Here is a 23,697-nt window from a genome sequence, read left to right on the forward strand (position 1 = left end):
TGTTTCTACTGCGGACGTCAACCCGGCATCCGGGCCAGCGGCGACCCTATCCGACGCGTGAGACACAGATCCACCAGGGTTACCTGCCCGTACTGATCGAATCACAGCGAATTCGGGCAGAAAGGGGTCAACCGACCAGCCACGAACCGACAGGCTTGATCTCCTTGTCGAGCTTGCCGCCCTTCAGGGCCAGAACCTGATCCGCAGTCAGCGGCTTGTCCCACACCAGCACGTGTCCGATGACGCCCGCCCAGGGCCCGCTCCAGATCCCGTGGTGGCGGGAGCGGCCCAGCTGCAGCGGCCCCTGGCCCGACCAGGTGGCCGCCACCGGGGCACGGCCGGCCTCCTTGCCGTCGACGTACAGCGTCAACGTCTTGCCCTGGGCGTCGTACACGCCGGTCAGCAGAGCCCAGGTGCGAACCGTGTTGAGGCCGTCCGAGGTGGCGGCCACGGCGGTGGAGGCCGCGCCCTTCTCGTCGGTCTGCATCCGGAACACCCAGGACTTCTTGCCGTTGCCGTCCTCGCGGCCCAACTCGAATGAGTACGAGGTGCCGTCGCCCTGGCTGATGGCGAACCGCGAACCGCCTTCGGCCTCGTTGTAGACCCAGGCGGAGACGGTGAAGCTCTTGGACGCGTCGACGACCGGCTCGGCGGCCTGCGCGTACGAGTTGCCGTTGCTGCGCAGGCGCAGCACGTTGCCGTTGTCCACTTTGCCGAGAACCGCGTCGGGGCTGAGCGCGATGTTGACCTGGCCGGAACGGTCGCGCAACAGGTTCGGCTCGCCGGGGACGGTGGGCGCGTTGGGGTCCTGGCCCGGCGCGGCCGTCGCCGACTGCGAGGCTTCGCCGGGACCCGGGGCCTTCCCCCCCTCGTCGCCCCTGTCCAGGATGAAGAGCCCGGCGCCGACGCCGAGGGTGCACGCCGCAACCGTGATGGCGGCCAGCCACATCCGCTTGCGTCTGCGCTGCTGCGACTCCGAACGGTCCGCCATCGCCTGCCAGTCGGGCTGAGGAGGAGGCGTGAACCCGGCCAACTGCGGCTCCGGCTGGGGCTCCAGGGGCGGCGCTTGCGTCTGGGGCGCCTGAGGGTGGTGCGGCGCCTCACCGGCAGCGCCCGGCTGGGACGGCTGCTGGTACGGATTGGGCTGCCAAGCCTGCGGAAATCCGTAACCGCCGGGCGTCCCTTGGGGGTAGCCATAGCCCGCCTGCCCCCCAGCGGGGTCCGGCTGGGGTGTGCTCGGGCGATCCGTACCGTCAGTCATGGGACGGATCGTAAAACATGCCAGGCGGACCGACACCAGACGGTACGGCACGAACTCCCACGGGCCGCCCACGGGCGGAGCGCCCGGCCGCCGACCGCGTCACGGGATCGCCGGACCACCCGACGCCGCGGCCCCAAAAACGATCAAGGGACCGCTTCGGATTGATTCTGAAGCGATCCCTGATCTACGACTTCGAAAAGTCGGGACGACAGGATTTGAACCTGCGACCCCTTGACCCCCAGTCAAGTGCGCTACCAAGCTGCGCCACGTCCCGATGTACCTTCGACCTGCGGGTTTCCCCGTGCTCGGCGGCACATGCAGAACATTACCCCACGCCGAGGGGTGTGCATGCACGGGTAATCGGCGCGGGGGAGGATGGGGTGGTGAACACACGGGACCGGGACGGTGAAGGCCGGGCGAGGAGCGCCCGTCCGAGGGATGGGCTGGGGCGGCCGCTGGCCTACGGAGCGGCCGGGGTGGAGCGGCAGCCCGAGGGGGTCGTGCGCTCGCCCGCGGAGACGGTGCGGGAGGCGCAGCGGCTGCTGGACGCGGGGATGCCCTTCCACGCGCACGAGGTCTTCGAGGACGCCTGGAAGTCCGGGCCCGAGGCCTCGGCCCCGCTGTGGCGGGGGCTGGCGCAGCTCGCGGTCGGGCTGACGCACTCCGCCCGCGGCAACGCGGTGGGCGGGGCGCGGCTGCTGCGGCGCGGGGCCGACGCGATCGAGGGGCTGCGCGGGGACCCGTACGGGATCGAGGGGCTGCGCGGGGACCCGTACGGGATCGACGTGCCGGGCCTGGTCCGGTGGGCCCGGGAACTCGCGGGCCGGGTGGAGGAGGCCGGCCCGGCCGTCGACGCCGCACGGGAGGCTCCGCGGCTGAGCGGCGGCAGCGGCAGCCGCAGCGGCAGCTAGCGGAGGGCCGGCTGGAGGAGGTCCCAGCGGTTGCCGTAGAGGTCTTCGAAGACGGCGACGGAGCCGTACGGCTCGTGGCGCGGGGCCTCCAGGAAGCGGACGCCCTCGGCGGTCATCCGGGCGTGGTCGCGGGCGAAGTCATCCGTGTAGAGGAAGAAGCCGACGCGGCCGCCGGTCTGGTCGCCGACGCGGGAGCGCTGGGCGTCGTCCTTGGCGCGGGCCAGCAGCAGGGCGGATTCGGTGGCGCCGGGCGGGCGGACGACCACCCAGCGGGAGCCGTCCGGGCGAGCCGTGTCCTCGGCCAGGTCGAAGCCGAGGGCACGGGTGTAGAAGTCGATGGCCTCGTCGTAGTCGTGGACCACGAGGGCGGTCAGGGCGATGTGGGATGACATGGCCTCATTGTGACCCCGTCTCCGGGGGCCGGGTCCCGGGGCCGGGCCGCGGGCCACGGGCCCCCACGAGGATCACGTCCAGTCTGCGGGGGCCGTGGACGCCCTCGACCCGGTCCAGTTCGATGTCGCTGGTCGCCGAGGGGCCGGAGATCCAGGTCAGCGGGCGGCCCGGGTCCAGCAGCGGCAGCGCCTGCGGGACGGAGTCCACCACCTGCTCGGGGACGCGTACGAGGCAGACGTGGTGGTCGGGGACGAGGGTGATGCGGCGGCGGCCCTGGTCCGGGCCGCCGTCGAGGACGATCGTGCCGGTCTCGGCGATCGCGAGGGCGCAGCCGGTCACGACGGCGTCGACCCGGTCCAGCTCCCGGGGCGTCTGCGCCGCGCGGTCGGGCACGAAGGCGAGCGACGGATGGGACGGCAGGCCGAAGCCGAGGTCGGGCGGGAGCTGCACCGTCGCGGCGTCCGCCAGCAGGCGGCCGAGGAGGTCCGGCAGGCCGTCCTCGTCGGTGCGGTGGACCCGTGCCCGGTACTCGGCGAGATGCGCCGCGAGCAGGTCCACGCGCTCCTGCGGGGTGCGCGCGCCGTGTACGCGCAGGTAGTCCCGCGGGATGTCGGCATCGGGGCCGGGCGCGGCCTGCGGCCCCGGCTGCGGGACGGCCCGGCGGATGCGGGCCAGGATCCGGTCCTTGCTGGTCACTGCGGGGTTCCCCGTTCTCGGGTCCACCAGTCGCGGAACGGCTCGGCGGGTACGGAGGGCAGGTCGCGGGTGTCGGTCCAGGCGGCGCCGGGGCCGGGCAGCCGGCGCGGCGCCAGCCTGCGGGCGCGGGCCAGCAGCCGCTCCCCCGCACGCAGGGCCCCGGGGCGGTCCAGGAGCAGCCGGGCGGCGCGCATGGCGGCGCGTTCGGCGGTGTGCCCGTGGGCGGGGCGGATCCGTACGCGGATGCCGTGCCGGGTCACCGGTCCGCCCTGGGCGACCCGTTCGCGCAGGTGGACGAGGATCTCGGGGATGTCGATGGCGACCGGGCAGACGTCGTAGCAGGCCCCGCACAGGGTGGAGGCGTAGGGCAGCGAGGCGTCGATCTCGCTGTCGGTGCCGCGCAGTTGAGGGCTGAGGACGGCGCCGATGGGGCCGGGGTAGACGGATCCGTAGGCGTGGCCGCCGGCCCGCTCGTAGACCGGGCAGACGTTGAGGCAGGCGGAGCAGCGGATGCAGCGCAGGGCCTGGCGCCCGGTCTCGTCGGCGAGGGTGTCGGTGCGGCCGTTGTCGAGGAGGACGAGGTGGAAGGCGGAGGGCCCGTCGCCGTCCGCCCCTCTCGAAGGGCCGAGCCCGGTCCACATCGTCGTGTACGGGTTCATCCGCTCGGCCGTCGAGGAGCGCGGCAGGGTCTGGAGGAAGATCTCCAGGTCGCGGAAGGTGGGGACGACCTTCTCGATGCCCACGACCGAGATCAGGGTCTCGGGGAGGGTCAGGCACATCCGGCCGTTGCCCTCGGACTCGAAGACGACCATGGTGCCGGTCTCGGCGACCATGAAGTTGGCTCCGCAGACGGCGACCTTGGCGCGCAGGAACTTCTCGCGCAGGTGCAGGCGCGCCGCCTCGGCGAGTTCCCGCGGGTCGTCGCCGAGCGGGTCGGGCGCGGGGCGGCCCCAGCGGCCCATCTCGGCGCGGAAGATGTCGCGGATCTCGGCCCGGTTGCGGTGGATGGCGGGGACCAGGATGTGGGAGGGGCGGTCGTGGCCGAGCTGCACGATGAGCTCGGCGAGGTCGGTCTCGTAGGCGGTGATCCCGGCGGCTTCCAGGGCCTCGTTGAGGCCGATCTCCTGGGTGGCCATCGACTTGACCTTGACGACCTCGCGCTCGCCGGTCGCGCGGACGAGTTCCGTGACGATCCGATTGGCCTCGTCCGCGTCGACGGCCCAGTGGACGGTGCCTCCCGCGGCGGTCACCGCCGCCTCCAACTGGAGCAGGTAGCGGTCGAGATGGCGCAGGGTGTGGTCCTTGACGGCCTTGCCCGCGGCGCGCAGCCGGTCCCAGTCCTCCAGCTCGGCGACGGCCCGCGCCCGTTTGTCGCGGATGGTGTGCGTGGCGTGCCGGAGGTTGGCGCGCAGCACGCCGTCCCGTACGGCTTCGCGGGCGGCGTCGGGGAAGGCGGGCATGCCGAGGTCCGTGCGCGTCATGTCAGGGGCTCCTCCTCGGTCGCGGCCAGGATCTCGGCGAGGTGCAGGGTCCGCAGGGGGCTGTCCGCGCGGCGCAGGAGGCCGTCGAGGTGGGCGAGGCAGGAGTTGTCGGTGCCGCACAGCACCTCGGCTCCGGTGCCGGCGGCGGAGGTGAGCTTGTCGGTGCCCATGGCCGCGGAGACGTCCGGGTTCTTGACGGCGAAGGTGCCCCCGAACCCGCAGCACTCCTGCGCGCCCGGCAGCTCGACCAGGTCCAGGCCCTTCACGGCGGCGAGCAGCCGCCGGGGCCGGTCCCCGAGTCCCAGGCCGCGCAGGCCGTGGCAGGAGGGGTGGTAGGTGACGGTGTGCGGGAAGTACGCGCCGACGTCGGTCACCCCGAGCACGTCGACCAGGAACTCGGTGAGCTCGTACACGCGCGGCGCGAGCGAGCGGGCGGCTTCCGTCAGCTCCGTGCCCCGCCCCTCCCGCTCCGCCTTCCGGCCGATCCGCGGGTAGTGCTCGCGGATCATCGCGGCGCAGGAGCCGGACGGGGTGACCACGTACGCGTGGCCGGCGAAGGCCGCGGCGGTGCGCCGCACCAGCGGTTCGGTCTCGTGCCGGTAGCCCGTGTTGTACTGCGGCTGCCCGCAGCAGCTCTGGCCGGCGGGGAAGTCCACGTGGACGCCGAGCCGCTCCAGGAGGCGGACCACGGCGATGCCGGTCTGCGGGTACAGCGCGTCAGTGACGCAGGTGACGAACAGGGCGACACGCATGGTGGGCACAATAGCCGGGTGAAGAAGTTCTCAGTGATCGGCATAGGCGCGGGCGACCCGGACCATCTGACCCTCCAGGCGGTCAGGGCGATCGGCGCGGCGGACGCATTCCTCATCCTGGAGAAGGGCGAGGAGAAGGCGGACCTGACCGGGCTGCGGCGCGCGATGCTCGACGCGCACGCCCGGCCCGGCCACCGGCTGGTGGAGGGCCGCGACCCGGACCGGGACCGGACTCCCGCCGAGTACGCCCCGACGGTGGACGGCTGGCGCAGCGCGCGGGCCGAGCTCTTCGAGCGGTTCGTCGCCGAGGAGCTGGCGGACGGGGAGACCGGTGCGTTCCTGGTGTGGGGCGACCCGTCGCTCTACGATTCCACCCTCGCGATCCTCGACGAGGTGCTGGAGCGCGGCCGGGTGGCCTTCGAGCACGAGGTCGTGCCGGGCATCAGCAGCATCTCCGCGCTGCTGGCGCGGCACCGGACCAATCTGAACCGGGTCGGCCGGCCGGTCCAGATCACCACCGGGCGGCGGCTGGCCGAGGGCTGGCCGGCCGACGTGGACGACGTGGTGGTGATGCTGGACGCGCGGCACGCCTTCACCGCCCATCTCGACCAGGACCTGTACATCTACTGGGGGGCCTACGTGGGCACCCCGGACGAGATCCTGGTGCAGGGCAAGCTGGCGGAGGTCGCGGGGCGGATCGAGGAGCTGCGGACCGAGGCCCGCGCCCGCAAGGGCTGGATCATGGACACCTACCTGCTCAGGCGTTCCTGAGCAGCTGGTCGGGCAGCGCGGCGGCGAGGCGTGCGTACTCCTCGGGCCGGTTGTAGATCTGTCCGCAGATCCGGATGCCGCCGCCGCCCGGCCAGGGCCAGATCAGCACCCGGATGCGCAGCCGCGCGGCGATCTCCTCGCGCAGTGCGCGGGCGCTGTCCGGGGTCTCGGCGACGCCGGGCGGCAGACGCAGGGTGCGCATGGCGAGGCCGGCGGTGTGCGGGAGCGGTGTGAGCCCGGGGATCTCGGCGAGCAGCGCGGCGCCGTGCGCGGCGAGGGTGCTGTTGTGGGCCCGGACCTTGGCCGCGTCGAGGGCCTCGATGAGGTCGAGTCCCTCGGGGGCGGCGAGCCAGCCGGTGTAGTCGGCGGTGGCGCGGTTCTCGACGGAGCGCGGGAAGCCGTGCCCGTCCTCCCAGGAGGGTACGAGCGCCCGGACCCGGTGGCGGTGCTGCGGGGCGACGGCGAGCAGCGCGGTGCCGGAGGGGGCGTAGCCCCATTTGTGGAGGTTGCCGAACCAGAAGTCGGCGCCTCCGGCGAGCGGGTCCGCGAGCATGCCCGGGGCGTGGGCGCCGTCGACGACGGTGGTGACGCCGCGCTCGCGCAGCTCGGCGATCAGCCGGGGCGAGGCGATGATCCGGGCGGTGGGCGAGCTGACGTGGTCGAGTACGGCGACCCGGGTGCGGGGCGTCAGCGCGGCCAGCACGGTCTCCCGTACGGCGTCCTCGTCGGGCAGGGCGGGGTCCAGGGCGACGGTGGTGACCGGGGCCCGGCGGGCGGCGGCCGCGGTGACGGTGCCGTAGCCGTGGTCGGTCACCAGGATCTCGTCGCCGTCGGCGAGCGGGACGGCGTCGAGGGCGAGGTTGGCGCCTTCGGTGGCGTTGGCGATGAAGGCCAGCCCGTCGGGGTCGGCGGCGAGGTGCGCGGCGATCCGGGTGCGGGCCCGTTCGAGGCGGTCCGGCAGGGCGGTGAAGAAGGCGTCGGGATCGGCGTGGACCTCGGCGCGGAGCGCGGCCTGGGCCTCCTGGACGGGCACGGGGACCGCGCCGAAGGAGCCGTGGTTGAGGTGGGCGACGCGCGGGTCGAGGCGGAAGAGGGCGGGCCCGCCGGGGAACTCGCCCGGCTGCGGGCGCCCTGCTGGCGGCTCGGCGGGGCGGTCGGCGGGGCGTGTCGTCTCGGTCACGGGACCTCCGGGGTGCGGCGCGGCTGTCGCCCGGATCATCCCCCGTGGCCACCGGCGCCGGGAACACCCTCACCGCCGCCCCGGCCGGAACCGTACGGCTCCGCCCGGCGCGGCGGCCGGGCCGTGTCCTACGGTTCGCGGCCGCTGGTCGCCGCGTAGTACTGGAGGTCCTGCACGTCCACCGTGTGGTCCACGCGGTACGGCAGGTCGACCTCGGCCGTCGCCTTCCCGTCCCGGACGACGTGGGCCTCGCTGGTGCCCGTCTTCAGCGGCAGCAGCTTGGAGTGGATCCCGGCGGGGGCGTCGTGGCTGCTCCGGGCCGTGCCGACGGTCGTGCGCACGGCCGCGGGTCCGGTGAGGAAGCTGAGCACCTCCACCGTGTCGCGGGAGGGTGCGCTCCCCTTGCGCAGCGACATCACCAGCGACTGGTCGCCGGTCGGGTCGGCGGCCGCGAACTGCGTGCGCGCGGTGAGGTACAGGGTGTCCCGGACGATCTTCGGCCAGCCGCCCGTCTTGAACCGGGTCAGGTAGTACGAGGTCAGGTCGAGGTAGGCGTGGCCGTTGTGCAGGGACGGCGCGAACTGGCTGCCCTCGGAGTAGTCGTTCCAGGTGGTGAGCTGCACCCAGTCGGCGCCGTCCTCGATGGCGCGCGTCCATGTGGCGCGCAGGGTCGCCGTGTTGCCGGCCTCGTCGTAGATGCCCTGATTGGGGCGGGCGTCCTGGACCGACACGGGCTGCATCCAGATCTTGCCCATGCCGTGGGCCCGCTGGACGTCGCGCGTGGAGCTCTCCTGGCCGACGTAGCTGCGACTGCCCCACTCGGAGAAGCCGTGGCTGATCGGGGCGAAATCGCCGCTGTGGGCGCCGAAGTCAAGGAAGAGCGGGACGAAGGCGGTGCGGATGCCGTGGTCGGCCTTGAGGATCCGGATGACCTCCGTCCACCAGGCCACGTTCTTCGCCTCCGCCTTGAACGGGGAGACGACGAGCCGGCCGTCGGGAAGCCGGTGCGCGGCGGAGGCGTCGGCGAGCGTGGCCAGCGCCTCGGCGAGGACGCGGGGGTCGTCGGTCTTGAGCGAGGTCATGTCCGGCATGAGCATGATCTTGAAGGCGGGGTCCACCGAACGGGCCGCCGCCATCAGCAGGTTCGAGCGGTCCCAGTTCTTGCCGGAGAGGGAGAGCAAGTCGAGGGTGAAACCGTCGATGCCGGCGGCCCGGGCCGTGCGCACCTCCTGCTGGAGGTTGGCGTACTCCCAGTCGCCGCTCTTGGGCGTGACGGGCAGCGGGCGGTCGCGCAGCAGGCCGCCGTACCTGCCGTGCTTGCCGCTCTCCCCGTCGGGGTCCAGGTAGTTGCGGGTGTAGTAGTCCCGGTCCGCGTCCGCGTTGTCGAGGGAGAGCGGGTACGGGGTGAAGTAGTGGGCGAACACCAGCTTCCTGCCCGCTTCGCCGGAGCGCAGGGCGGCCGGCTGGGGCATGTCGAAGGGCAGGGCGCCGGCGGGGCGCGCGGCCCCGGAGTCCACCGCTCCCTCGGGATTGCCCTTGGCCGCCGCGCCCTTGGTGGGCGCCGGGCTCTGTTCCGGCTGCGGGTCGGTCGGGCCGCCCGCTCCGGGGTCGGAGCCGGGCCCGGTGGGCTGCGGGGCGGCGGCGCCCTGGGCCGTGGCGTTCTGAGCGGGGGTCCCGCTGAGCGGGTCCCAGGCGATGCCGGTGGCCGCGCAGACGCCGACGAGGAGGAAGCCGGAGAGCAGCAGGGCCAGGAGCGGCCTGCCGCCCCGGACGGCCGGCCGGCGCCGGTGCGACACGGGTCGTGCCGCCCGGTCCGCGCCGCGCGGTCTTCGTCGTGCTCGCCGGTCCGTGCGCCGGTCCGCTGTCATCGTGGTCCCTCCCGCGAATGCACCCCGGTGGGGGCTGGACAGCAGTAGAGCCCATTACCGGCTTCCGGACAACCGTTCCCCGGGTCGCGGCCCGGGCACGTACGTCACACGGGCGAAGGGAACTACGCAGACCGCGGGGTCAGTCGGAGCCGCGCGGCGATGCCGGCGTCCGCCGGCCCCGAGGGCGCGTCCGGCGCACGGGCGCCTCCGGCCTCCACCCGCCGTCAGATCTTGCAGGCGAACTGCCGGATCCGGTGGCCGAGTTCACGGCCGAGGGCGGCGGTGAACTCGGGGAGCATGGGCGGCCAGTCGTCGAACTCGAAGCCGAGGTGGGCGAAGGCGAGGCTGTCGTCGGTCCAGTCCCAGTGCGGGAGCGGCGAGCGGCGGGCGCAGGCCGGGCAGTCGAGATCGGCGGCGCCCGTGGCGTGCCAGGTGTCGAAGGCCTCGCGCGGCACGGCGGGGTCGGCGCTCCGGCAGTGCGGGCAGATCGCGGCGGGGGCCTCGCTCAGGTCGGAGTGGAAGACCGCAGGGCGCGCGACGACGCCCACCTCCCCGCCGGGCTCTTCCTCCAGATCCTTGATCCGGGCACGCCAGTCCCAGGAGACGAGCTCGACGGCCTCCCGCCAGCGCGGGCCGGCCAGGTGCACCACGTCGCCCCGCCAGGGCACCGGGCGGATGACGCCCTCGGCCACCAGCCACGCCCTGCCGCGCTCGCCCAGTGCGGCCGCCTCGTCCCCGGAGGCCTCCAGGTCCACCACGGTCTGCCGGTAGGTCCCCACGGCGCTCCCCCCTTCGTACGGTCGGTCAGACCCTACTCACCCGGGGACGACCCGCCGGGGCGCGGGGCGGGGTGGGCCTGACCTGGGCGGCAGCGGACCCACGGATCGGAATGCGACATTCCCCTAGCGATACGGCGCAAGTGGCGCATAATCGACCTCACGCGACCGAAAGATCCCTGTGGACACGGCCGCACCTGGTCACGCATGCGATGGGGGGCATCGTGCCGATGAGGGAATCAGGGTCGACCGGAAGGCTCCCGGCGACGTCCGCCGAGATGTCCAGGCTGCTCACCGCCGTCCGGCGGGGGCGGGTGCTGACCGTGGCGGGCGGGTTCCGCGAGCCGCGGAGCCTGCTGGTGCGGGAGATCGCGCGGCGGCTGGCGTCCAACTTCTACGACGGGGTCGCCGTCGTCGACCTCGACCCGCTCGAGGGCGGCTACGGCGTCCGCGAACTCACGGCCGAACTGGGCTCCGTACCCGGCGTGCCCGCACCGCCCTGCGGGACGACGACGTACGCCGCGTCCTGGCTGGCCGAGCGGGACATGCTGCTGGTCCTGGACGGTACCGAGCAGCTCGGCCAGGACGCCCTGGCCTGGCTGCGCAAACTGCTGGCCGTGGCCCCGGGGCTGCGGATCCTGGCCGCCGGGCGGTCCCCGCTGGCGTTCGACCAGGAGCGCATCCACCGGCTCTGACCGACGCCGACGGCCGCCCCGACGCCTTCAGAGGGCGTCGGCCCACTCGTCGGCGAGCAGTCCGAGGACCACCTCGTCCTCGAACCGGCCGTACACCCAGGCCGAACGGCGCAGGACGCCCTCGCGGACGAACCCGGCGGCGGTCGCGGCGCCGATCATCGCCGTGTTGCCGGCGAGCGTCTCGACCTGGAGGCGGGCCAGGCCGCGCACGGTGAAGCCGTAGCGGCACAGCAGCCCGACGACCTCCCGGCCCAGCCCCCGCCCGCGCAGGCCCGGCCGCAGCGAGATGCCGAGGTGGGCGCAGCGGTTGTGGGTGTCGATGCCCCAGAGGAGGGCCTCGCCGGCCAGCTCGCCGGTGGCGAGCTCGACCACGGAGAACACCGCCGCGTCCGCGGAGGGCGGCCCGGGTTCGTACGGGGAGTGGCCGCCCGCAGGCGGGCGCGGACTCCAGGGCCTGGAGTCCGCGGCGGAGCGGGTCACGACGTCGTCGTGGAGCTCGGCGTGCAGGACGGGTACGTCCTCGGGGAGGCGGGCGCGCAGGCCGGCCAGCTGTCCGCTGATCACCGGCTCTTCCTAACCGCTGCCGGGGGCGGGCCGCAATCGGGTTTCCCCCGTCCGGTACAGGTCCGGGCAGGTCCGTGGACGCGGAAACGGGTACCGGAGACGCGCTCCGCCCCGGCCGGGCACGGGGCCGGCCGGGGCGGAGCGCGTCAACGGGTGTCAGCCGAGGAGGCCGAGCGCCTCGTTGAAGGTCGCGGACGGGCGCATGATCGCCGCGGCCTTCTTCACGTCGGGCTGGTAGTACCCGCCGATCTCCGCCGGGGATCCCTGCACCGCGATGAGCTCGGCGACGATGGCCTCCTCACGCTCGGCGAGGGTCTTGGCGAGCGGCTCGAACGCCGCGGCCAGCTTCGGGTCGTCGATCTGGCGGGACAGCTCCTGCGCCCAGTACAGGGCGAGGTAGAAGTGGCTGCCGCGGTTGTCGATGCCGCCCAGCTTGCGGCTCGGCGACTTGTCCTCGTTGAGGAAGGTGCCGGTCGCGCGGTCCAGGGTGTCGGCCAGCACCTGGGCGCGGGCGTTGCCGGTGGTCGTGGCGAGGTGCTCGAAGCTGGCCGCCAGCGCGAAGAACTCGCCCAGGCTGTCCCAGCGCAGGTAGTTCTCCTTCACCAGCTGCTGGACGTGCTTCGGGGCGGAGCCGCCGGCGCCCGTCTCGAAGAGACCGCCGCCGTTCATGAGCGGGACGACCGACAGCATCTTGGCGCTGGTGCCCAGCTCCAGGATCGGGAAGAGGTCGGTCAGGTAGTCGCGCAGCACGTTGCCGGTCACCGAGATGGTGTCCTCGCCGCGGCGGATGCGCTCCAGGGAGAACTTCGTGGCCTCGACCGGGGAGAGGATCTCGATGGTCAGGCCCTCGGTGTCGTGCTCCGCGAGGTACGTCTTGACCTTGGCGATCAGCTGCGCGTCGTGGGCGCGGGTCTCGTCGAGCCAGAAGACGGCCGGGGCGCCGGTGGCGCGGGCGCGGGTGACGGCGAGCTTGACCCAGTCCTGGATCGGCAGGTCCTTGGTCTGGCAGGCGCGGAAGATGTCGCCGGCGGCGACCTCCTGCTCGATGATCGCGTTGCCCGCGGCGTCGACGACGCGGACGGTGCCCGCGGCGGCGATCTCGAAGGTCTTGTCGTGGCTGCCGTACTCCTCGGCCTTCTGGGCCATGAGGCCGACGTTCGGCACCGAGCCCATGGTGGCCGGGTCGAAGGCGCCGTTGGCGCGGCAGTCGTCGACGACGACCTGGTAGACACCGGCGTAGCTGCTGTCCGGGAGGACGGCGAGGGTGTCGGCCTCGTTGCCGTCGGGGCCCCACATGTGGCCCGAGGTGCGGATCATGGCCGGCATGGAGGCGTCGACGATGACGTCGGACGGCACGTGCAGGTTGGTGATGCCCTTGTCGGAGTCGACCATGGCGAGGGCCGGGCCCTCGGCGATCTCGGCATCGATGGAGGCCTTGATCGCGTCGCCGTCGGGCAGGGCGCCCAGGCCGTTCAGGATGGCGCCGAGGCCGTCGTTGGGCGACAGGCCGGCGGCGGCGAGGGTCTCGCCGTAGCGGGCGAAGGTCTTCGGCAGGAAGGCGCGGACCACGTGGCCGAAGATGATCGGGTCGGAGACCTTCATCATCGTGGCCTTGAGGTGCACGGAGAACAGGACGCCCTCGGCCTTGGCACGCTCGATCTGGTCGTTGAGGAAGGTGCGCAGCGCGTCGACGTGCAGGACGGACGCGTCGACGACCTCGCCGGCGAGGACCGGTACGGACTCGCGCAGCACGGTGACGGCGCCGTCGGCGGCGACGTGCTCGATGCGCAGGGTGCCGGCCTCGGCCATGACGGCGGACTTCTCGGTGGAGCGGAAGTCGTTCTCGCCCATGGTGGCGACGTTCGTCTTCGACTCGGGGACCCAGGCGCCCATGCGGTGCGGGTGCGTCTTGGCGTAGTTCTTGACCGAGCCGGGGGCGCGGCGGTCGGAGTTGCCCTCGCGCAGGACCGGGTTGACGGCGCTGCCCTTGACCTTGTCGTAGCGGGCGCGGACGTCGCGCTCCTCGTCGGTCTTCGGGTCGTCCGGGTAGTCCGGGAGGGCGTAGCCCTGGCCCTGGAGCTCGGCGATCGCGGCCTTCAGCTGCGGGATCGAAGCCGAGATGTTCGGAAGCTTGATGATGTTGGCTTCCGGGGTCTTCGCCAGCTCGCCGAGCTCGGCGAGGGCGTCGGCGATCCGCTGGCTCTCCTCGAGGTACTCGGGGAACAGGGCGATGATCCGACCGGCCAGGGAGATGTCACGGGTCTCGACATTCACACCGGCCGTCGACGCGTACGCCTGGATCACAGGCAGGAAGGAATACGTCGCGAGGGCCGGGGCCTCGTCAGTGTGCGTGTAGATGATGGTCGAGTCAGTCACCGGATGCTCCGCTCCACAGTCTGCGTCTCTCGTCTGCAACATTGCTCGACATCAAGATATCTCGTGATCGGGCCGGTCAGCACAGCCCCCGGCCGCCAGTCCGCGAGACGCACGTCACGCGGGCTCCGATGACCCCCGGAAAAGCCGAGAGCGCCGCCACGGCCGTTTCCGGCCGTGGCGACGCTCTGGCAGTCAGGCCTTGATCAGGCCTGCACGCCTGATCAGGCGGCGAGGACCTTCGGGTCCGGGCCGTACTGGTTCGGCTGCGGCTGACCGGCGGTGGCGGTCAGGACGAGCAGCCAGATGCCACCGACGAACGGGACGAAGGCGATGAAGTACCAGGCGCCGGACTTGCCGAGGTCGTGCAGACGACGGACGGTGACCGCCAGGGACGGCACGAAGGTGCCGAGGATGTACAGGCCGACGAGCAGCGGGTAGGTGCCCAGCACGGCGTCGAGGATCATCAGGACGACCGCGACGGCCACGTGGAAGAGGGTGAACATCCAGTACTCCTGGCGGCGGGCGCGGCCGGAGAAGACGGCGTACTTCTTCAGGACGTCGGTGTAGTGGTTCATGAGGGTCCCCCCAGAGGACAGTCGTTCGGGCCCGTCCTGCTGGAGCAAGCCGGGGCAGAACTTATGCCCCCCTTACGTCGCGGTCAAGCCAGTTGTCGTGATGCCAAATCGGCCGGACCGCAGGATTTCCGGCATCGAAGATGCGACTGGGCGACACAGGAGTGACGTCGTGTCCGGGGAAGTCCGAAACGTCCCGCTCGCAGGCCTACTTGACACCCCGACACCCGCCCCGATCGTTACCCACATCGTTACCGCACTGCGACACCACGGCCCGGGGCGCCGGGAGGAGGTCCGGCGCCCCGGGCCGCGGCGGCCGTCAGCCGATGCGGAAGGAGTCGCCGTAGACCTTCCAGTCGAGCGGCGGGTCGAGGTTCAGGTTGCCCTTCCTGAGGAAGACCCGCTGGGCGGTGTCGACCCGGCTGGTGTCGCTGTGAGCCTCCTCCTGCTTCATGGCCCAGACCCGGGCGTCGAGGAAGGCGTTCAGCCAGGTGGTCTCGTTGCCGCCCTGGGACGGGGGCCTGGCCTTCGACAGGGCGCGCCCCCGGATGTTGCGGAAGCTGGTGGAGTCGGTGCCGTCGCCGTGCATGACGATGGCGTCGTAGTAGATGAACTGGCCGAGTACGCCGACCCCGTCCGACTTGCCCTGCTTGACGGACGGGTTGAAGTAGACCCGGTCGCGCTCGTGGTCCTGGGCCTTGCGGAACTCGGCGTCCCGGGCGGCCTTCGCCCAGTCCCTGGTGAAGTTCGGGTCGAGTCCGGCGTGCGAGTCGCTGCCGTCGACGTTGCGCAGGGCGGGCAGGTACTTGGCGAGGACGTTGCCCGGCTTGACCCGTGTGTAGTACTCGACGAGGTCGAGCATGTCGCCCGTGCCGGAGCAGAAGCCGATGATGCCGGCGGTGTAGCCGCGGCCGTCGCCTATGTCTTCTATGTACTTGTACTGCGCCTTCCAGTCCAGCGAGGAGTTCTCCGCACTGGAGACGATCTTCATGGCGATCTCCTTCTTCGCCGGATCGTCGAGCCCTGCGGCGGCCGCCGCCACCGTCGCCGCGGACCGCGCCGCAGGGTCGGGAGCGGCGGTCGCATGGGCGGCGACGGGTACGGCGAGGAGTGCGCTGCCGAGCAGGGCTCCGGCGGCCAGCATCGTGCGGTGGGGGGCGAACACAAGGCCTCCATGGGGGAGTTGAGGCGTCCTGGCTTCGTTAGGAAACTTTACTACCAGAGCTGAGGGCGCCTCAAGACCCGTGCGTCACGCGGGAATTCCTCCGACCGGTCAACCGCGTGCTGCGATACGAGCCGTCAGTTGTCGCTTCGCGTCCGGCCATTCGGGACGCGTGATGCTGTAGGCGGCGGTGTCGCGGATCCAGCCGTCCCGCATGACCATGTGGTGGCGCAGGACCCCCTCGTGCGTGGCGCCCAGAGCTGCTATCGCCGCCCGCGACCTCGCGTTGCGCACGTCGGTGAGGAGCTCGACCCGGTTCATCCCCATCGCCTCGAAGGCGTGCTGGAGCATGAGCAGTTTGGCCTCGGCGTTCACGCCGGTGCCCTGCCAGGACGCGCCGAGGAAGGTGAAGCCGATCTCCAGCCTCCGGCAGGGGGTGTTGATGGCCATCAGCCGGGTCGATCCGGCGATCCGGCCCGTCGCGGCGTCGACCGTCGCGTACGGGATCTGCGTGCCCGCGGCCCGGGCTGCCAACGCGTCGTCGATGAAGCCGTGCACCTCGTCCGGGTGCGGGACCGTCGTCACCGGGAGCTCCCACAGCTTCCCGTCCCGGATCGCCTCGCACAGACCGTCGTGGTGCCGGTGCGCGAGCGGCTCCAGCAGGACGCGCTCTCCGACGAGCACGTCCTGCGGCCCGCCGGCCGCCCACTCCGCCGATGCCGATGCCATGTCCGCCCCGTCCGTCGCCCGTTGCTCACCCGTCACGGCCGGACCCTATGCGCTCCCCGATCCTCCTGCGCGCCTCGGGGCGCGTCAGAGCCAGCCGTTGCGGCGGAAGCCGCGGTGGATGGCGAAGCAGGCGAGCGCCATGACGCCGAGGACGAGGGGGTAGCCGTACGTCCAGTGGAGTTCCGGCATGTGGTCGAAGTTCATGCCGTAGACGCCGCAGACCATCGTGGGGACGGCCACGATGGCGGCCCACGCCGTGATCTTGCGCATGTCCTCGTTCTGGGCGACGGTCACCTGCGCGAGGTGGGCCTGGAGGATGGAGTCCAGGAGGTTGTCGTAGGCGCCGATCTGCTCGGTGGCCCGGGTCACGTGGTCGGCCACGTCCCGGAAGTACGCGCGGATCTCCGGCGGGATGACCGGTATCGGCTGCGTGGCCAGCTGCTGGAGCGGCCGGCTCAGCGGGGCCACAGCCCGCCGCAGCTCCAGGAGTTCGCGCTTGAGCTGGTAGATCCGGCCGGCGTCGCCGCGGCCGCCGTTCTCGCTGAACACCGCGGTCTCCACGGCGTCGATGTCGTTCTGCACGGCGTCCGTGACGGCCACGTAGTCGTCGACCACGTGGTCGGCCATCGCGTGCAGGACCGCCGCGGGCCCCCTGAGCAGCTGGTCGGGGGCGGCTTCCAGCTCCTCGCGCACCGGCCCGAGGGTGCCGCGGCCGCCGTGCCGGATGGTGATGACGAAGTCCGTGCCGGTGAAGGCCATCAGCTCGCCGGTCTCCACCACCTCGCTGGTCGCGGTCAGCTCCTCGTGCTCCACGTAGCGCACGGTCTTGAAGACGGAGAACAGCGTGTCGCCGTAGCGCTCCACCTTGGGCCGCTGGTGCGCGTTCACGGCGTCCTCGACGGCGAGCGGGTGCAGGCCGAACAGCTCCGCGAGGCCGGCGAGCTCCGACTGCGCAGGCTCGTGCAGGCCGATCCAGACGAAGCCGTCGCCCGTCTTGCGGACCCGGCGCAGCGCCTCCTCGACCTCCGCGCAATCGTCCTGCCGTACGCCGTCCCGGTACACCAGGCAGTTGACCACCGAGCTGCCGAGCGGGGAGCGGGCGGGGTGGCTGAGGTCGACGGCCCGTCGGTAGCCGCGGCGCACGGCCCGGCGCAGGTTGCTGAACATGGACAACGGTGTGACTCCCCTTCGGCGGATCAGCGGACAGTCTGCCATCCGCCGTGCGGCCCCCCGCCCGGGTCACCGCCCGGCCGGCGCCCGCGGCCTCCTCGGGTGGCGCTTCAGACCCGGTCGATGAAGACGCTGGTCGACTTCACGCGTGCCGTGGCCCGCGCTCCCACCTCCAGGCCGAGCTCCTCCACCGCCTCCCGCGTCAGCAGCGACACGATGCGGTGCGGGCCCGCCTGGATCTCCACCTGCGCGTCGACCGTTCCGAGCTTCACCCCGGTGACGATGCCCGGGAAGGCGTTGCGCGCCGAGGTGTACGCGGCCTCCTCGCCCTCGGCACCCTCCTGTGCGGCCTCGACGCAGAACGCGGCCAGGTCCGGCCCGTCCACCATCCTGCGCGTGCCCTCGCGGCGGGTGGGAAAACGTTCGGCGTCCGCCCAGCGGCGGGCCGTGTCGACGCTGACGCCGAGCAGCCGGGCCGCCTGGCCGATCGTGTAGGACTCCATGGCCGGCAAGCCTATGCGGTGGCCCGGCGTTCACGGCGAAGGGCTGCGCAGTGCCTCCGCGGCCGCCGCCGCGACCACGTCCGCCACCATCGACAGGGCCGGCGAGTCCAGCTTCCACTGCTGCCAGTACAGCGGTACGTCCATCGGCCGCCGGGGCACCACCAGCACCAGCTCCCCCGTGCGCACCAGCGGACCCGCCTGCTGCTCGGGCACCAGCCCCCACCCCAGCCCGGCTACGACCGCGTCGCGGAAGCCCTCCGACGTCGGCACGTGGTGCCGCACCTGCCCCGCCCCGGCCGCCGCGTCCCCGGTCAGCGACCGGACGAAGACGTCCTGGAGGTCGTCCTTGCGGTCGAAGACGATCGTCGGCGCCCCCCGCAGGTCCCGCTCCGGCGCGCCCGTCAGGTACCGGGCGGCGAACGCCGGGCTGGCCGTCGGCAGGTACCGGGCCAGGCCCAGCATCCGTACGCTGCACCCGGCCACCGGGTCCGGGGAGGAGGTCACCGCGGCCATCACCTGCCCCTCGCGCAGCAGCGCCGTCGTGTGCGCCTCGTCCTCGCGGCGCAGCTCGATGCAGACCGGCGGATCCTGCGGCACCCGTGTCAGCGCGGGCAGGAACCACGTCGCGAGGGAGTCCGCGTTCACCGCGATCGGCAGCCTTACCGGGCCCCTGCCGTCGGCCATGCCCAGCTCGGCGCGCGCGTCCCGCTCCAGCCGGGCCAGCTGCCGGGCGAAGCGGACCACCACCTCCCCGGATTCCGTGGCCCGCACCGGCTTCGTCCGCATCAGCAGCACCCGCCCGGTGCGCTGTTCGAGGGCCTTGACCCGCTGGCTGACCGCCGAGGGCGTCACGTGCAGGGCGGCGGCCGCCGCGTCGAAGGTGCCCTCGTCCAGCACCGCGAGCAGCGTGCGCACCTGGTCCAGGGGAAGCTCGTCCATCACGAGCGCTAATGGTACGTAAAAATCTTTAGCTGTACTGAAAGGTGTCGGCTGCCTACGGTCGGAGCCATGACACACGGCACCATCACCGCGGCCCTGGCCGGCTTCGGCACCGGACTCTCCCTCATCGTCGCCATCGGCGCGCAGAACGCCTTCGTCCTCCGTCAGGGCGCGCGCCGCCACGCGGTCCTCGCCGTGGTCGCCATCTGCGCGCTCTCGGACGCGCTCCTCATCGCCCTCGGCGTCGCCGGCGTGGGGGCCTTCGTCACCGCCTGGCCTGCCGCCCTGACCGTCGTGGGACTGGCCGGTGGCGCCTTCCTCGTCGGCTACGGAGTCCTCGCCGCCCGCCGGGTGCTGCGGCCCACCCCCGGCGCGGCCCTCACCGCGGAGGGAGCCGCCTCCGGATCCGCCCGCCGGGCCGTGCTGACCTGCCTGGCCATGACCTGGCTCAACCCGCACGTCTACCTGGACACCGTGCTGCTCGTCGGCTCGCTGGCCGCGGACCGCGGGGACCTGCGCTGGGCCTTCGGCATCGGTGCGGGCCTGGCCAGCCTGGCCTGGTTCACCAGCCTGGGCTACGGGGCCCGGCTGCTGAGCGGCCTGCTGGCCCGCCCCTCGGCCTGGCGGGTCATGGACGGGCTGGTCGCGGCGACCATGGTCACGATGGGCGGCCTCCTCCTGGCCCGCGCGTAGCCCTGCCGGAGGGACCGCAGACGGACGACCGCGCGCCCGAAGCCCCGCAAGGACCGCCCGGGCCGCTCCGGCGCCCGGCAAGGCCGCAGGCTCAGCAGACCGCACGGCGGCAGGCCGGGGGTCGGGGACCGGTCCGCCCGTCCCTCGGGGGGCCCGCATGTCGGCGGCGGCCGCCGGCCGCGGGCCCGGCATAGTGCTCCTGCCGACGACCCGAGCCCCAGGAGCCCGCCGTGCCCGACCGTCCCTCCCCCGACGCGGTGCGCGCGTACTACGCCGACCGGCCGGCGCCGCTCGTGGCCGCCACCGGGATCGTCCTGGACACCCGCGGGCGGGTCCTCGTACTGACCACTTCGTACAAGAGCGATCTGGAGCTGCCGGGCGGCACGGTCGAGGACACCGAGACGCCGGAGCAGGGGCTGGCCCGCGAGCTGCGCGAGGAGTTGGACCTCGGCGTGCCCGTCGGCCGGCTGCTGGCGGTGGACTCGCGGCCGCCCGGCCCGCTCGGCCGCTCCCTGATCGTGCACGTCCACCTCGTCGGGCCGCTCTCGCCGCAGGAGGCCGCGGCGATCTCCTTCGCCGACGGGGAGATCACGGCGGCGCGCTGGCTGCGGCCGGAGGAGGCCTGCGCGGTCCTGCCCGCCCGTGTCGCGCCCCGGCTGCGCGCCGGGCTGGCCGCCCTGCACACCGGCTCCTTCGCACACCTGGTCGACGGCGTCCCCCAGCCCGGCTCGCCCGCCGGCCTCGATCCGGCCCGGCGCGCGGCCCTGGAGCATGCGGGCACCCTCGACGCCGCCAGCCACCGGGCCAGCCGGCCGAAGGCCCTGACCGCGGCGAGCGTGCTGTTCACCGCCGCCGACGGCCGGATCCTGCTGGTGCAGCCCGCGTACGGCCGCACCGACCGCTGGCACCTGCCCGGCGGCGGCATCGACAGCGACCTCGGCGAGATCCCGCGCGCCGCCGCCCGGCGGGAGGTCCGCGAGGAGCTCGGCCTCGACCTGGCCCCGGGCCGCCTGCTCGCCGTGAACTGGTCGCACAAGCCCGGCCGTCCGGCCCGCATCCGCTTCCTGTACGACGGCGGCGTGCTCGACGCCCCCACCCTGGCCCGGATCCGGCTGAACCCGACCGAGCTCCTCCAATGGCGCACCGTCCCGCGCGAGGAGCTCCCCGCCCTGGTCAAGGGCGCCCTGCGGCGCCAGATCACCGCCTGCCTCGAAGCCCGGGCCAGCGGCGCCGGCCCGCTGGAACTCCACGCGGGCCGCCCCTGACCCGCCCTGCGGGGGCGCGGAGCCCGGGTTACCGTCGGCGGCATGGACGGTGATCGCCGAGGGTGGCGCCAGTGCTTGCTCAGCGGGGCGGTGTTCGCCGTGTGCATGGCCGGCACCACGCTGCCGACCCCCCTCTACGGCCTGTACCAGGAGAAGTTCGGGTTCTCCGAGCTGGTGGTGACCGTCGTGTACGCCGTGTACGCCTTCGGGGTCATCGGCGTGCTGCTGCTGGCGGGCAACGCCTCGGACGCCGTCGGCCGGCGGCCGGTGCTGCTGGCCGGGCTGGGCTTCTCCGCGGCCAGCGCCGTCTGTTTCCTGTGCGCCACCGCGATGGGCTGGCTGTACGCGGGGCGGCTGCTGTCGGGGCTGTCCGCCGGGCTGTTCACCGGGGCCGCGACGGTCTACGTGATGGAGCTGGCGCCGCCCGGCGGGGCCTCCCGGGCCACGTTCGTGGCGACGGCCGCCAACATGTGCGGGCTGGGCTGCGGTCCTCTGCTCGCCGGTGTGCTCGCGCAGTACGCCCCCTGGCCGCTGTACCTGCCCTTCGCCGTGCACCTGTTCCTGGTGGCGGTGTCGGCCGCCGTCCTGCTGGGGCTGGACGAGACCGTACGGGAGCGGCGGCCGCTGAGCACGGTACGGCCGCAGCGGCCGGGCGTACCCCCGCAGGTGCGGTCGGTGTTCGGCCCCGCGGCGCTCGCCGCGTTCGTGGGGTTCGCCCTGTTCGGGGTCTTCACCTCGGTCAGCCCGGCCTTCCTCGCGGAGTCCCTCGACGTGCACGACCGGGCCGTGAGCGGGCTGGTCGTCGCGCTCGCCTTCTTCGCCTCGACGGCCGGGCAGCTGGCGGTGGGCCGGGTCGGGGTGGGGCGGTCGCTGCCACTGGGCTGCGCGGGGCTGCTGGCCGGGCTGGCGCTGCTCGCGGGCGCCCTGGTGGGGGACCTGCTGGCGCTGGTGGTGGCGAGCGCGCTGGTCGGCGGTTTCGGGCAGGGGCTGGCGTTCCGCGGGGCGCTGTCGGCGGTGGCCGGGGCGTCGCCGCCGGACCGGCGCGCGGCGGTGGTCTCGACGCTGTTCGTCGTGGCCTACGCGGGCATCTCCGTACCCGTGATCGGTGTGGGACTGCTCGTGGAACCGATCGGCCTGGAAGGCGCGGGGCTCGTTTTCATCGCGTGCATGGCCGCCCTGGTCGGGGCCGCGGCCGTCTACCTGCTGCGGCGGCCGGTGCGCGCGGACGCGTGAGCGCGGGTCTGGCGCGGGGGCGCCCGCGGGGCGGGTCCTGGGGCGCGGGCCGGGGTACGCCCCTGGGGTACGAACACCGCCGCCCCGCGGCGCGGAGCGGCGGGGCGGGGCGGCGGTGTCGACACGGGTCGGGCGGGATCAGACCGCCGGGACCGGGTAGGTCGGGTACTCCACGCCGGAGACGTGCTGGACCACGCGGATGACCTGGCACGAGTAGCCGAACTCGTTGTCGTACCAGAGGTAGAGGATCGCGTTGTCGCCGTCGACCTTGGTGGCGCCGGCGTCGACGATGGACGCGTGGCGCGAGCCGACGAAGTCCATGGAGACGGCGTCGGGGGCCGTGGTGAAGTCGATCTGGCGCTTCAGCGGCGAGTTCAGCGAGACGTCGCGCAGGTGGTCGAGGACTTCCTCACGGGTGGTCTCGCGGCCCAGGCGCAGGCTGAGGATGGCGATCGAGACGTCCGGGACGGGAACGCGGATCGAGCTGCCGGTGATGGGCGCCTTGAGGTCGGGCAGCGCCTTCGCGACGGCGGAGGCGGCGCCGGTCTCGGTGATGACCATGTTCAGCGGCGCGCTGCGGCCGCGGCGGTCGGCCTTGTGGTAGTTGTCCAGCAGGTTCTGGTCGTTCGTGAACGAGTGGACGGTCTCGACGTGGCCGCGCAGGACACCGTACTCGTCGTCCATGGCCTTCAGCGGCGGGACGATCGCGTTGGTGGTGCAGGACGCGCAGGACAGGATCCGCTCGTCCGGCTTGACGGTGTCGTGGTTGACGCCGTGCACGATGTTCGGGACGTCGCCCTTGCCCGGGGCGGTCAGGACGACCTTGTCGATGCCGGGGCGCAGGTGCTTGGACAGGCCCTCGCGGTCGCGCCACTTGCCCGTGTTGTCGATGAGGATGGCGTCCTTGATGCCGTACGCCGTGTAGTCGACCTCGGAGGGGTCGTTGGCGTAGATCACCTTGATCGCGTTGCCGTTGGCGACGATGGTGCTGTTGGCCTCGTCCACGGTGATCGTGCCCTGGAACTGGCCGTGGATCGAGTCGCGGCGCAGCAGCGAGGCGCGCTTGACCAGGTCCTGGTCGCCGCCGCCCCGGACGACGATGGCCCGCAGGCGCAGGCCCTTGCCGGAGCCGGCCTTCTCGATGAGCAGGCGGGCGACCAGGCGGCCGATGCGGCCGAAGCCGTACAGGACGACGTCGCGGCCCTCGCTGCGCTCCAGCTTGTTCTCGCCCGTGGCGCCGGCGACGGCCTGGGCGGTGAACTCCTCGACCGACAGGCCGTGGTCGTCGGCCTTGTAGGTGGCGGCGAGCATGCCGAGGTCGATCTGCGAGGGACCGAGGTCGAGCGCGGTGAGCGCCTGCAGGAACGGCATGGTCTCGGTGACCGACAGCTCCTCGCCGTCGATCTGCCGGGCGAAGCGGTGGGTCTTGAGGATGCTGACCACCGATTTGTTCACCAGGGAGCGGCTGTGGAGCAGGATGTTGACGTCCCGCTCCCGGTGCAGCTTCCCGATGATCGGGATCATCGCCTCCGCGATCTCCTCGCGGTGGTTCCAGTTGGTGAACGAGTCCTCGTTGACAGTCACAGGCTTTATCTTTCGAGCTAGGCGGCGCTCATATGCTAACCCCACTACTCATTGACCGCTTAAGGGGTACCCGTCCATGGGGACGCCGCCCCGGTTCGACCCGGTTCACCCCGGTAGGCGGCC

General features: G+C 72.9%; 23 protein-coding genes and 1 tRNA gene. 6 read left to right on the forward strand and 18 right to left on the reverse strand.

Annotated elements, in window-relative coordinates:
- Positions 1-127: 127 nt before the first annotated feature.
- Together OHA91_RS07165 and OHA91_RS07170 are read right to left on the reverse strand one after the other, a co-directional pair.
- Positions 128-991, reverse strand: a complete 864-nt coding sequence (locus OHA91_RS07165) for a LamG domain-containing protein (RefSeq protein WP_158714914.1) — start codon at positions 989-991, stop codon at positions 128-130.
- 470 nt (positions 992-1,461) lie between these two features.
- Positions 1,462-1,535 (reverse strand) — tRNA-Pro (locus tag OHA91_RS07170).
- Between the two features lie 202 nt (positions 1,536-1,737).
- Between OHA91_RS07170 and OHA91_RS07175 the strand changes: the two genes are divergently transcribed.
- Positions 1,738-2,172: a DUF309 domain-containing protein gene (locus OHA91_RS07175; RefSeq protein ID WP_328738870.1), complete on the forward strand. Its 435-nt coding sequence runs from the start codon at positions 1,738-1,740 to the stop codon at positions 2,170-2,172.
- Here the strand turns inward: OHA91_RS07175 and OHA91_RS07180 are convergent.
- The 4 genes from OHA91_RS07180 to OHA91_RS07195 are packed head-to-tail and all read right to left on the reverse strand — an operon-like array spanning position 2,169 to position 5,494.
- Positions 2,169-2,564 carry a VOC family protein gene (locus OHA91_RS07180; protein ID WP_031157689.1) on the reverse strand — a complete coding sequence of 132 codons (396 nt, stop codon included), beginning with the start codon at positions 2,562-2,564 and terminating at the stop codon, positions 2,169-2,171. The two genes, OHA91_RS07175 and OHA91_RS07180, sit on opposite strands and share 4 nt — an antisense overlap.
- Before the next feature lie 4 nt (positions 2,565-2,568).
- Positions 2,569-3,261, reverse strand: a complete 693-nt coding sequence (locus tag OHA91_RS07185; RefSeq protein ID WP_328738871.1) for a LutC/YkgG family protein — start codon at positions 3,259-3,261, stop codon at positions 2,569-2,571.
- Positions 3,258-4,742 (reverse strand): lactate utilization protein B, encoded by a 1,485-nt coding sequence (locus OHA91_RS07190; protein WP_031157694.1) that lies wholly within the window; start codon positions 4,740-4,742, stop codon positions 3,258-3,260. The genes OHA91_RS07185 and OHA91_RS07190 overlap by 4 nt, the downstream gene beginning before the upstream one ends.
- Positions 4,739-5,494: a (Fe-S)-binding protein gene (locus OHA91_RS07195; RefSeq protein WP_031157696.1), complete on the reverse strand. Its 756-nt coding sequence runs from the start codon at positions 5,492-5,494 to the stop codon at positions 4,739-4,741. The genes OHA91_RS07190 and OHA91_RS07195 overlap by 4 nt, the downstream gene beginning before the upstream one ends.
- An 18-nt stretch (positions 5,495-5,512) precedes the next feature.
- On the opposite strand from OHA91_RS07195, the gene cobF reads away from it, so the two are divergent.
- Entirely contained in the window at positions 5,513-6,265 is a 753-nt protein-coding gene (gene cobF, locus OHA91_RS07200; protein ID WP_328738872.1) for a precorrin-6A synthase (deacetylating), read from the forward strand.
- Here the strand turns inward: cobF and OHA91_RS07205 are convergent.
- From OHA91_RS07205 to OHA91_RS07215, 3 genes are all read right to left on the reverse strand, one after another.
- Positions 6,252-7,445, reverse strand: a complete 1,194-nt coding sequence (locus OHA91_RS07205) for an aminotransferase class V-fold PLP-dependent enzyme (protein ID WP_051893885.1) — start codon at positions 7,443-7,445, stop codon at positions 6,252-6,254. The two genes, cobF and OHA91_RS07205, sit on opposite strands and share 14 nt — an antisense overlap.
- A gap of 128 nt (positions 7,446-7,573) precedes the next feature.
- The gene (locus OHA91_RS07210; RefSeq protein ID WP_328738873.1) at positions 7,574-9,241 is read right to left on the reverse strand and encodes a glycoside hydrolase family 71 protein; all 1,668 of its coding nucleotides are present in this window, start codon (positions 9,239-9,241) and stop codon (positions 7,574-7,576) included.
- A gap of 296 nt (positions 9,242-9,537) precedes the next feature.
- A complete protein-coding gene (locus OHA91_RS07215; RefSeq protein WP_328738874.1) occupies positions 9,538-10,092 on the reverse strand; it encodes a hypothetical protein in 555 nt (184 codons plus the stop codon).
- A 275-nt stretch (positions 10,093-10,367) separates the two neighbouring features.
- Between OHA91_RS07215 and OHA91_RS07220 the strand changes: the two genes are divergently transcribed.
- Complete coding sequence (locus tag OHA91_RS07220) at positions 10,368-10,784, forward strand: hypothetical protein (protein ID WP_030652466.1); 417 nt, start codon at positions 10,368-10,370, stop codon at positions 10,782-10,784.
- A 27-nt stretch (positions 10,785-10,811) separates the two neighbouring features.
- On the opposite strand, the gene OHA91_RS07225 is transcribed toward OHA91_RS07220, so the two are convergent.
- The 8 genes from OHA91_RS07225 to OHA91_RS07260 all read right to left on the reverse strand — a co-directional run bounded on the left by OHA91_RS07225 (position 10,812) and on the right by OHA91_RS07260 (position 18,799).
- Positions 10,812-11,348 carry a GNAT family N-acetyltransferase gene (locus OHA91_RS07225; RefSeq protein ID WP_266493701.1) on the reverse strand — a complete coding sequence of 179 codons (537 nt, stop codon included), beginning with the start codon at positions 11,346-11,348 and terminating at the stop codon, positions 10,812-10,814.
- Between the two features lie 156 nt (positions 11,349-11,504).
- On the reverse strand, positions 11,505-13,724 hold the full coding sequence (locus OHA91_RS07230) for an NADP-dependent isocitrate dehydrogenase (protein ID WP_266493699.1): 2,220 nt from the start codon (positions 13,722-13,724) through the stop codon (positions 11,505-11,507).
- 221 nt (positions 13,725-13,945) lie between these two features.
- Entirely contained in the window at positions 13,946-14,299 is a 354-nt protein-coding gene (locus OHA91_RS07235) for a DUF805 domain-containing protein (protein WP_031157713.1), read from the reverse strand.
- 316 nt (positions 14,300-14,615) lie between these two features.
- Positions 14,616-15,440, reverse strand: coding sequence for a chitosanase (locus tag OHA91_RS07240; protein ID WP_266496828.1), 825 nt, complete (start codon positions 15,438-15,440; stop codon positions 14,616-14,618).
- Positions 15,441-15,569: 129 nt separating this feature from the next.
- Positions 15,570-16,223 carry a GNAT family N-acetyltransferase gene (locus OHA91_RS07245; protein WP_266493696.1) on the reverse strand — a complete coding sequence of 218 codons (654 nt, stop codon included), beginning with the start codon at positions 16,221-16,223 and terminating at the stop codon, positions 15,570-15,572.
- Between the two features lie 48 nt (positions 16,224-16,271).
- A complete protein-coding gene (gene corA, locus OHA91_RS07250) occupies positions 16,272-17,354 on the reverse strand; it encodes a magnesium/cobalt transporter CorA (RefSeq protein WP_266493693.1) in 1,083 nt (360 codons plus the stop codon).
- A gap of 113 nt (positions 17,355-17,467) precedes the next feature.
- A complete protein-coding gene (locus OHA91_RS07255) occupies positions 17,468-17,860 on the reverse strand; it encodes a TOBE domain-containing protein (RefSeq protein WP_031157723.1) in 393 nt (130 codons plus the stop codon).
- A 30-nt stretch (positions 17,861-17,890) separates the two neighbouring features.
- On the reverse strand, positions 17,891-18,799 hold the full coding sequence (locus tag OHA91_RS07260; protein WP_031157726.1) for a LysR family transcriptional regulator ArgP: 909 nt from the start codon (positions 18,797-18,799) through the stop codon (positions 17,891-17,893).
- Between the two features lie 69 nt (positions 18,800-18,868).
- On the opposite strand from OHA91_RS07260, the gene OHA91_RS07265 reads away from it, so the two are divergent.
- The 3 genes from OHA91_RS07265 to OHA91_RS07275 all read left to right on the forward strand — a co-directional run bounded on the left by OHA91_RS07265 (position 18,869) and on the right by OHA91_RS07275 (position 21,990).
- Complete coding sequence (locus OHA91_RS07265) at positions 18,869-19,492, forward strand: LysE/ArgO family amino acid transporter (RefSeq protein WP_031157728.1); 624 nt, start codon at positions 18,869-18,871, stop codon at positions 19,490-19,492.
- Between the two features lie 230 nt (positions 19,493-19,722).
- Entirely contained in the window at positions 19,723-20,757 is a 1,035-nt protein-coding gene (locus tag OHA91_RS07270) for an NUDIX hydrolase (RefSeq protein WP_328738876.1), read from the forward strand.
- Positions 20,758-20,799: 42 nt separating this feature from the next.
- Positions 20,800-21,990, forward strand: coding sequence for an MFS transporter (locus OHA91_RS07275; protein WP_266493688.1), 1,191 nt, complete (start codon positions 20,800-20,802; stop codon positions 21,988-21,990).
- Positions 21,991-22,128: 138 nt separating this feature from the next.
- Here the strand turns inward: OHA91_RS07275 and OHA91_RS07280 are convergent, their stop codons facing one another.
- Complete coding sequence (locus tag OHA91_RS07280; RefSeq protein ID WP_030828277.1) at positions 22,129-23,574, reverse strand: glyceraldehyde-3-phosphate dehydrogenase; 1,446 nt, start codon at positions 23,572-23,574, stop codon at positions 22,129-22,131.
- Between the last annotated feature and the right edge of the window lie 123 nt (positions 23,575-23,697).

Origin of the sequence: Streptomyces erythrochromogenes, from assembly GCF_036170895.1 — a bacterium.
Classification (GTDB): domain Bacteria; phylum Actinomycetota; class Actinomycetes; order Streptomycetales; family Streptomycetaceae; genus Streptomyces; species Streptomyces erythrochromogenes.

What these genes read in the sequence shown, in the direction of transcription:
- OHA91_RS07220 (WP_030652466.1), top strand. Translation starts at nt 10,368, where the DNA reads ATGTCCAGGCTGCTCACCGCCGTCCGGCGGGGGCGGGTGCTGACCGTG.
- OHA91_RS07275 (WP_266493688.1), top strand. Translation starts at nt 20,800, where the DNA reads ATGGACGGTGATCGCCGAGGGTGGCGCCAGTGCTTGCTCAGCGGGGCG.
- OHA91_RS07240 (WP_266496828.1), bottom strand. Translation starts at nt 15,440, where the DNA reads ATGCTGGCCGCCGGAGCCCTGCTCGGCAGCGCACTCCTCGCCGTACCC.
- OHA91_RS07165 (WP_158714914.1), bottom strand. Translation starts at nt 991, where the DNA reads ATGGCGGACCGTTCGGAGTCGCAGCAGCGCAGACGCAAGCGGATGTGG.
- OHA91_RS07255 (WP_031157723.1), bottom strand. Translation starts at nt 17,860, where the DNA reads ATGGAGTCCTACACGATCGGCCAGGCGGCCCGGCTGCTCGGCGTCAGC.
- corA (WP_266493693.1), bottom strand. Translation starts at nt 17,354, where the DNA reads ATGTTCAGCAACCTGCGCCGGGCCGTGCGCCGCGGCTACCGACGGGCC.
- OHA91_RS07260 (WP_031157726.1), bottom strand. Translation starts at nt 18,799, where the DNA reads ATGGACGAGCTTCCCCTGGACCAGGTGCGCACGCTGCTCGCGGTGCTG.
- OHA91_RS07265 (WP_031157728.1), top strand. Translation starts at nt 18,869, where the DNA reads ATGACACACGGCACCATCACCGCGGCCCTGGCCGGCTTCGGCACCGGA.
- OHA91_RS07190 (WP_031157694.1), bottom strand. Translation starts at nt 4,742, where the DNA reads ATGACGCGCACGGACCTCGGCATGCCCGCCTTCCCCGACGCCGCCCGC.
- OHA91_RS07235 (WP_031157713.1), bottom strand. Translation starts at nt 14,299, where the DNA reads ATGAACCACTACACCGACGTCCTGAAGAAGTACGCCGTCTTCTCCGGC.
- OHA91_RS07180 (WP_031157689.1), bottom strand. Translation starts at nt 2,564, where the DNA reads ATGTCATCCCACATCGCCCTGACCGCCCTCGTGGTCCACGACTACGAC.
- OHA91_RS07195 (WP_031157696.1), bottom strand. Translation starts at nt 5,494, where the DNA reads ATGCGTGTCGCCCTGTTCGTCACCTGCGTCACTGACGCGCTGTACCCG.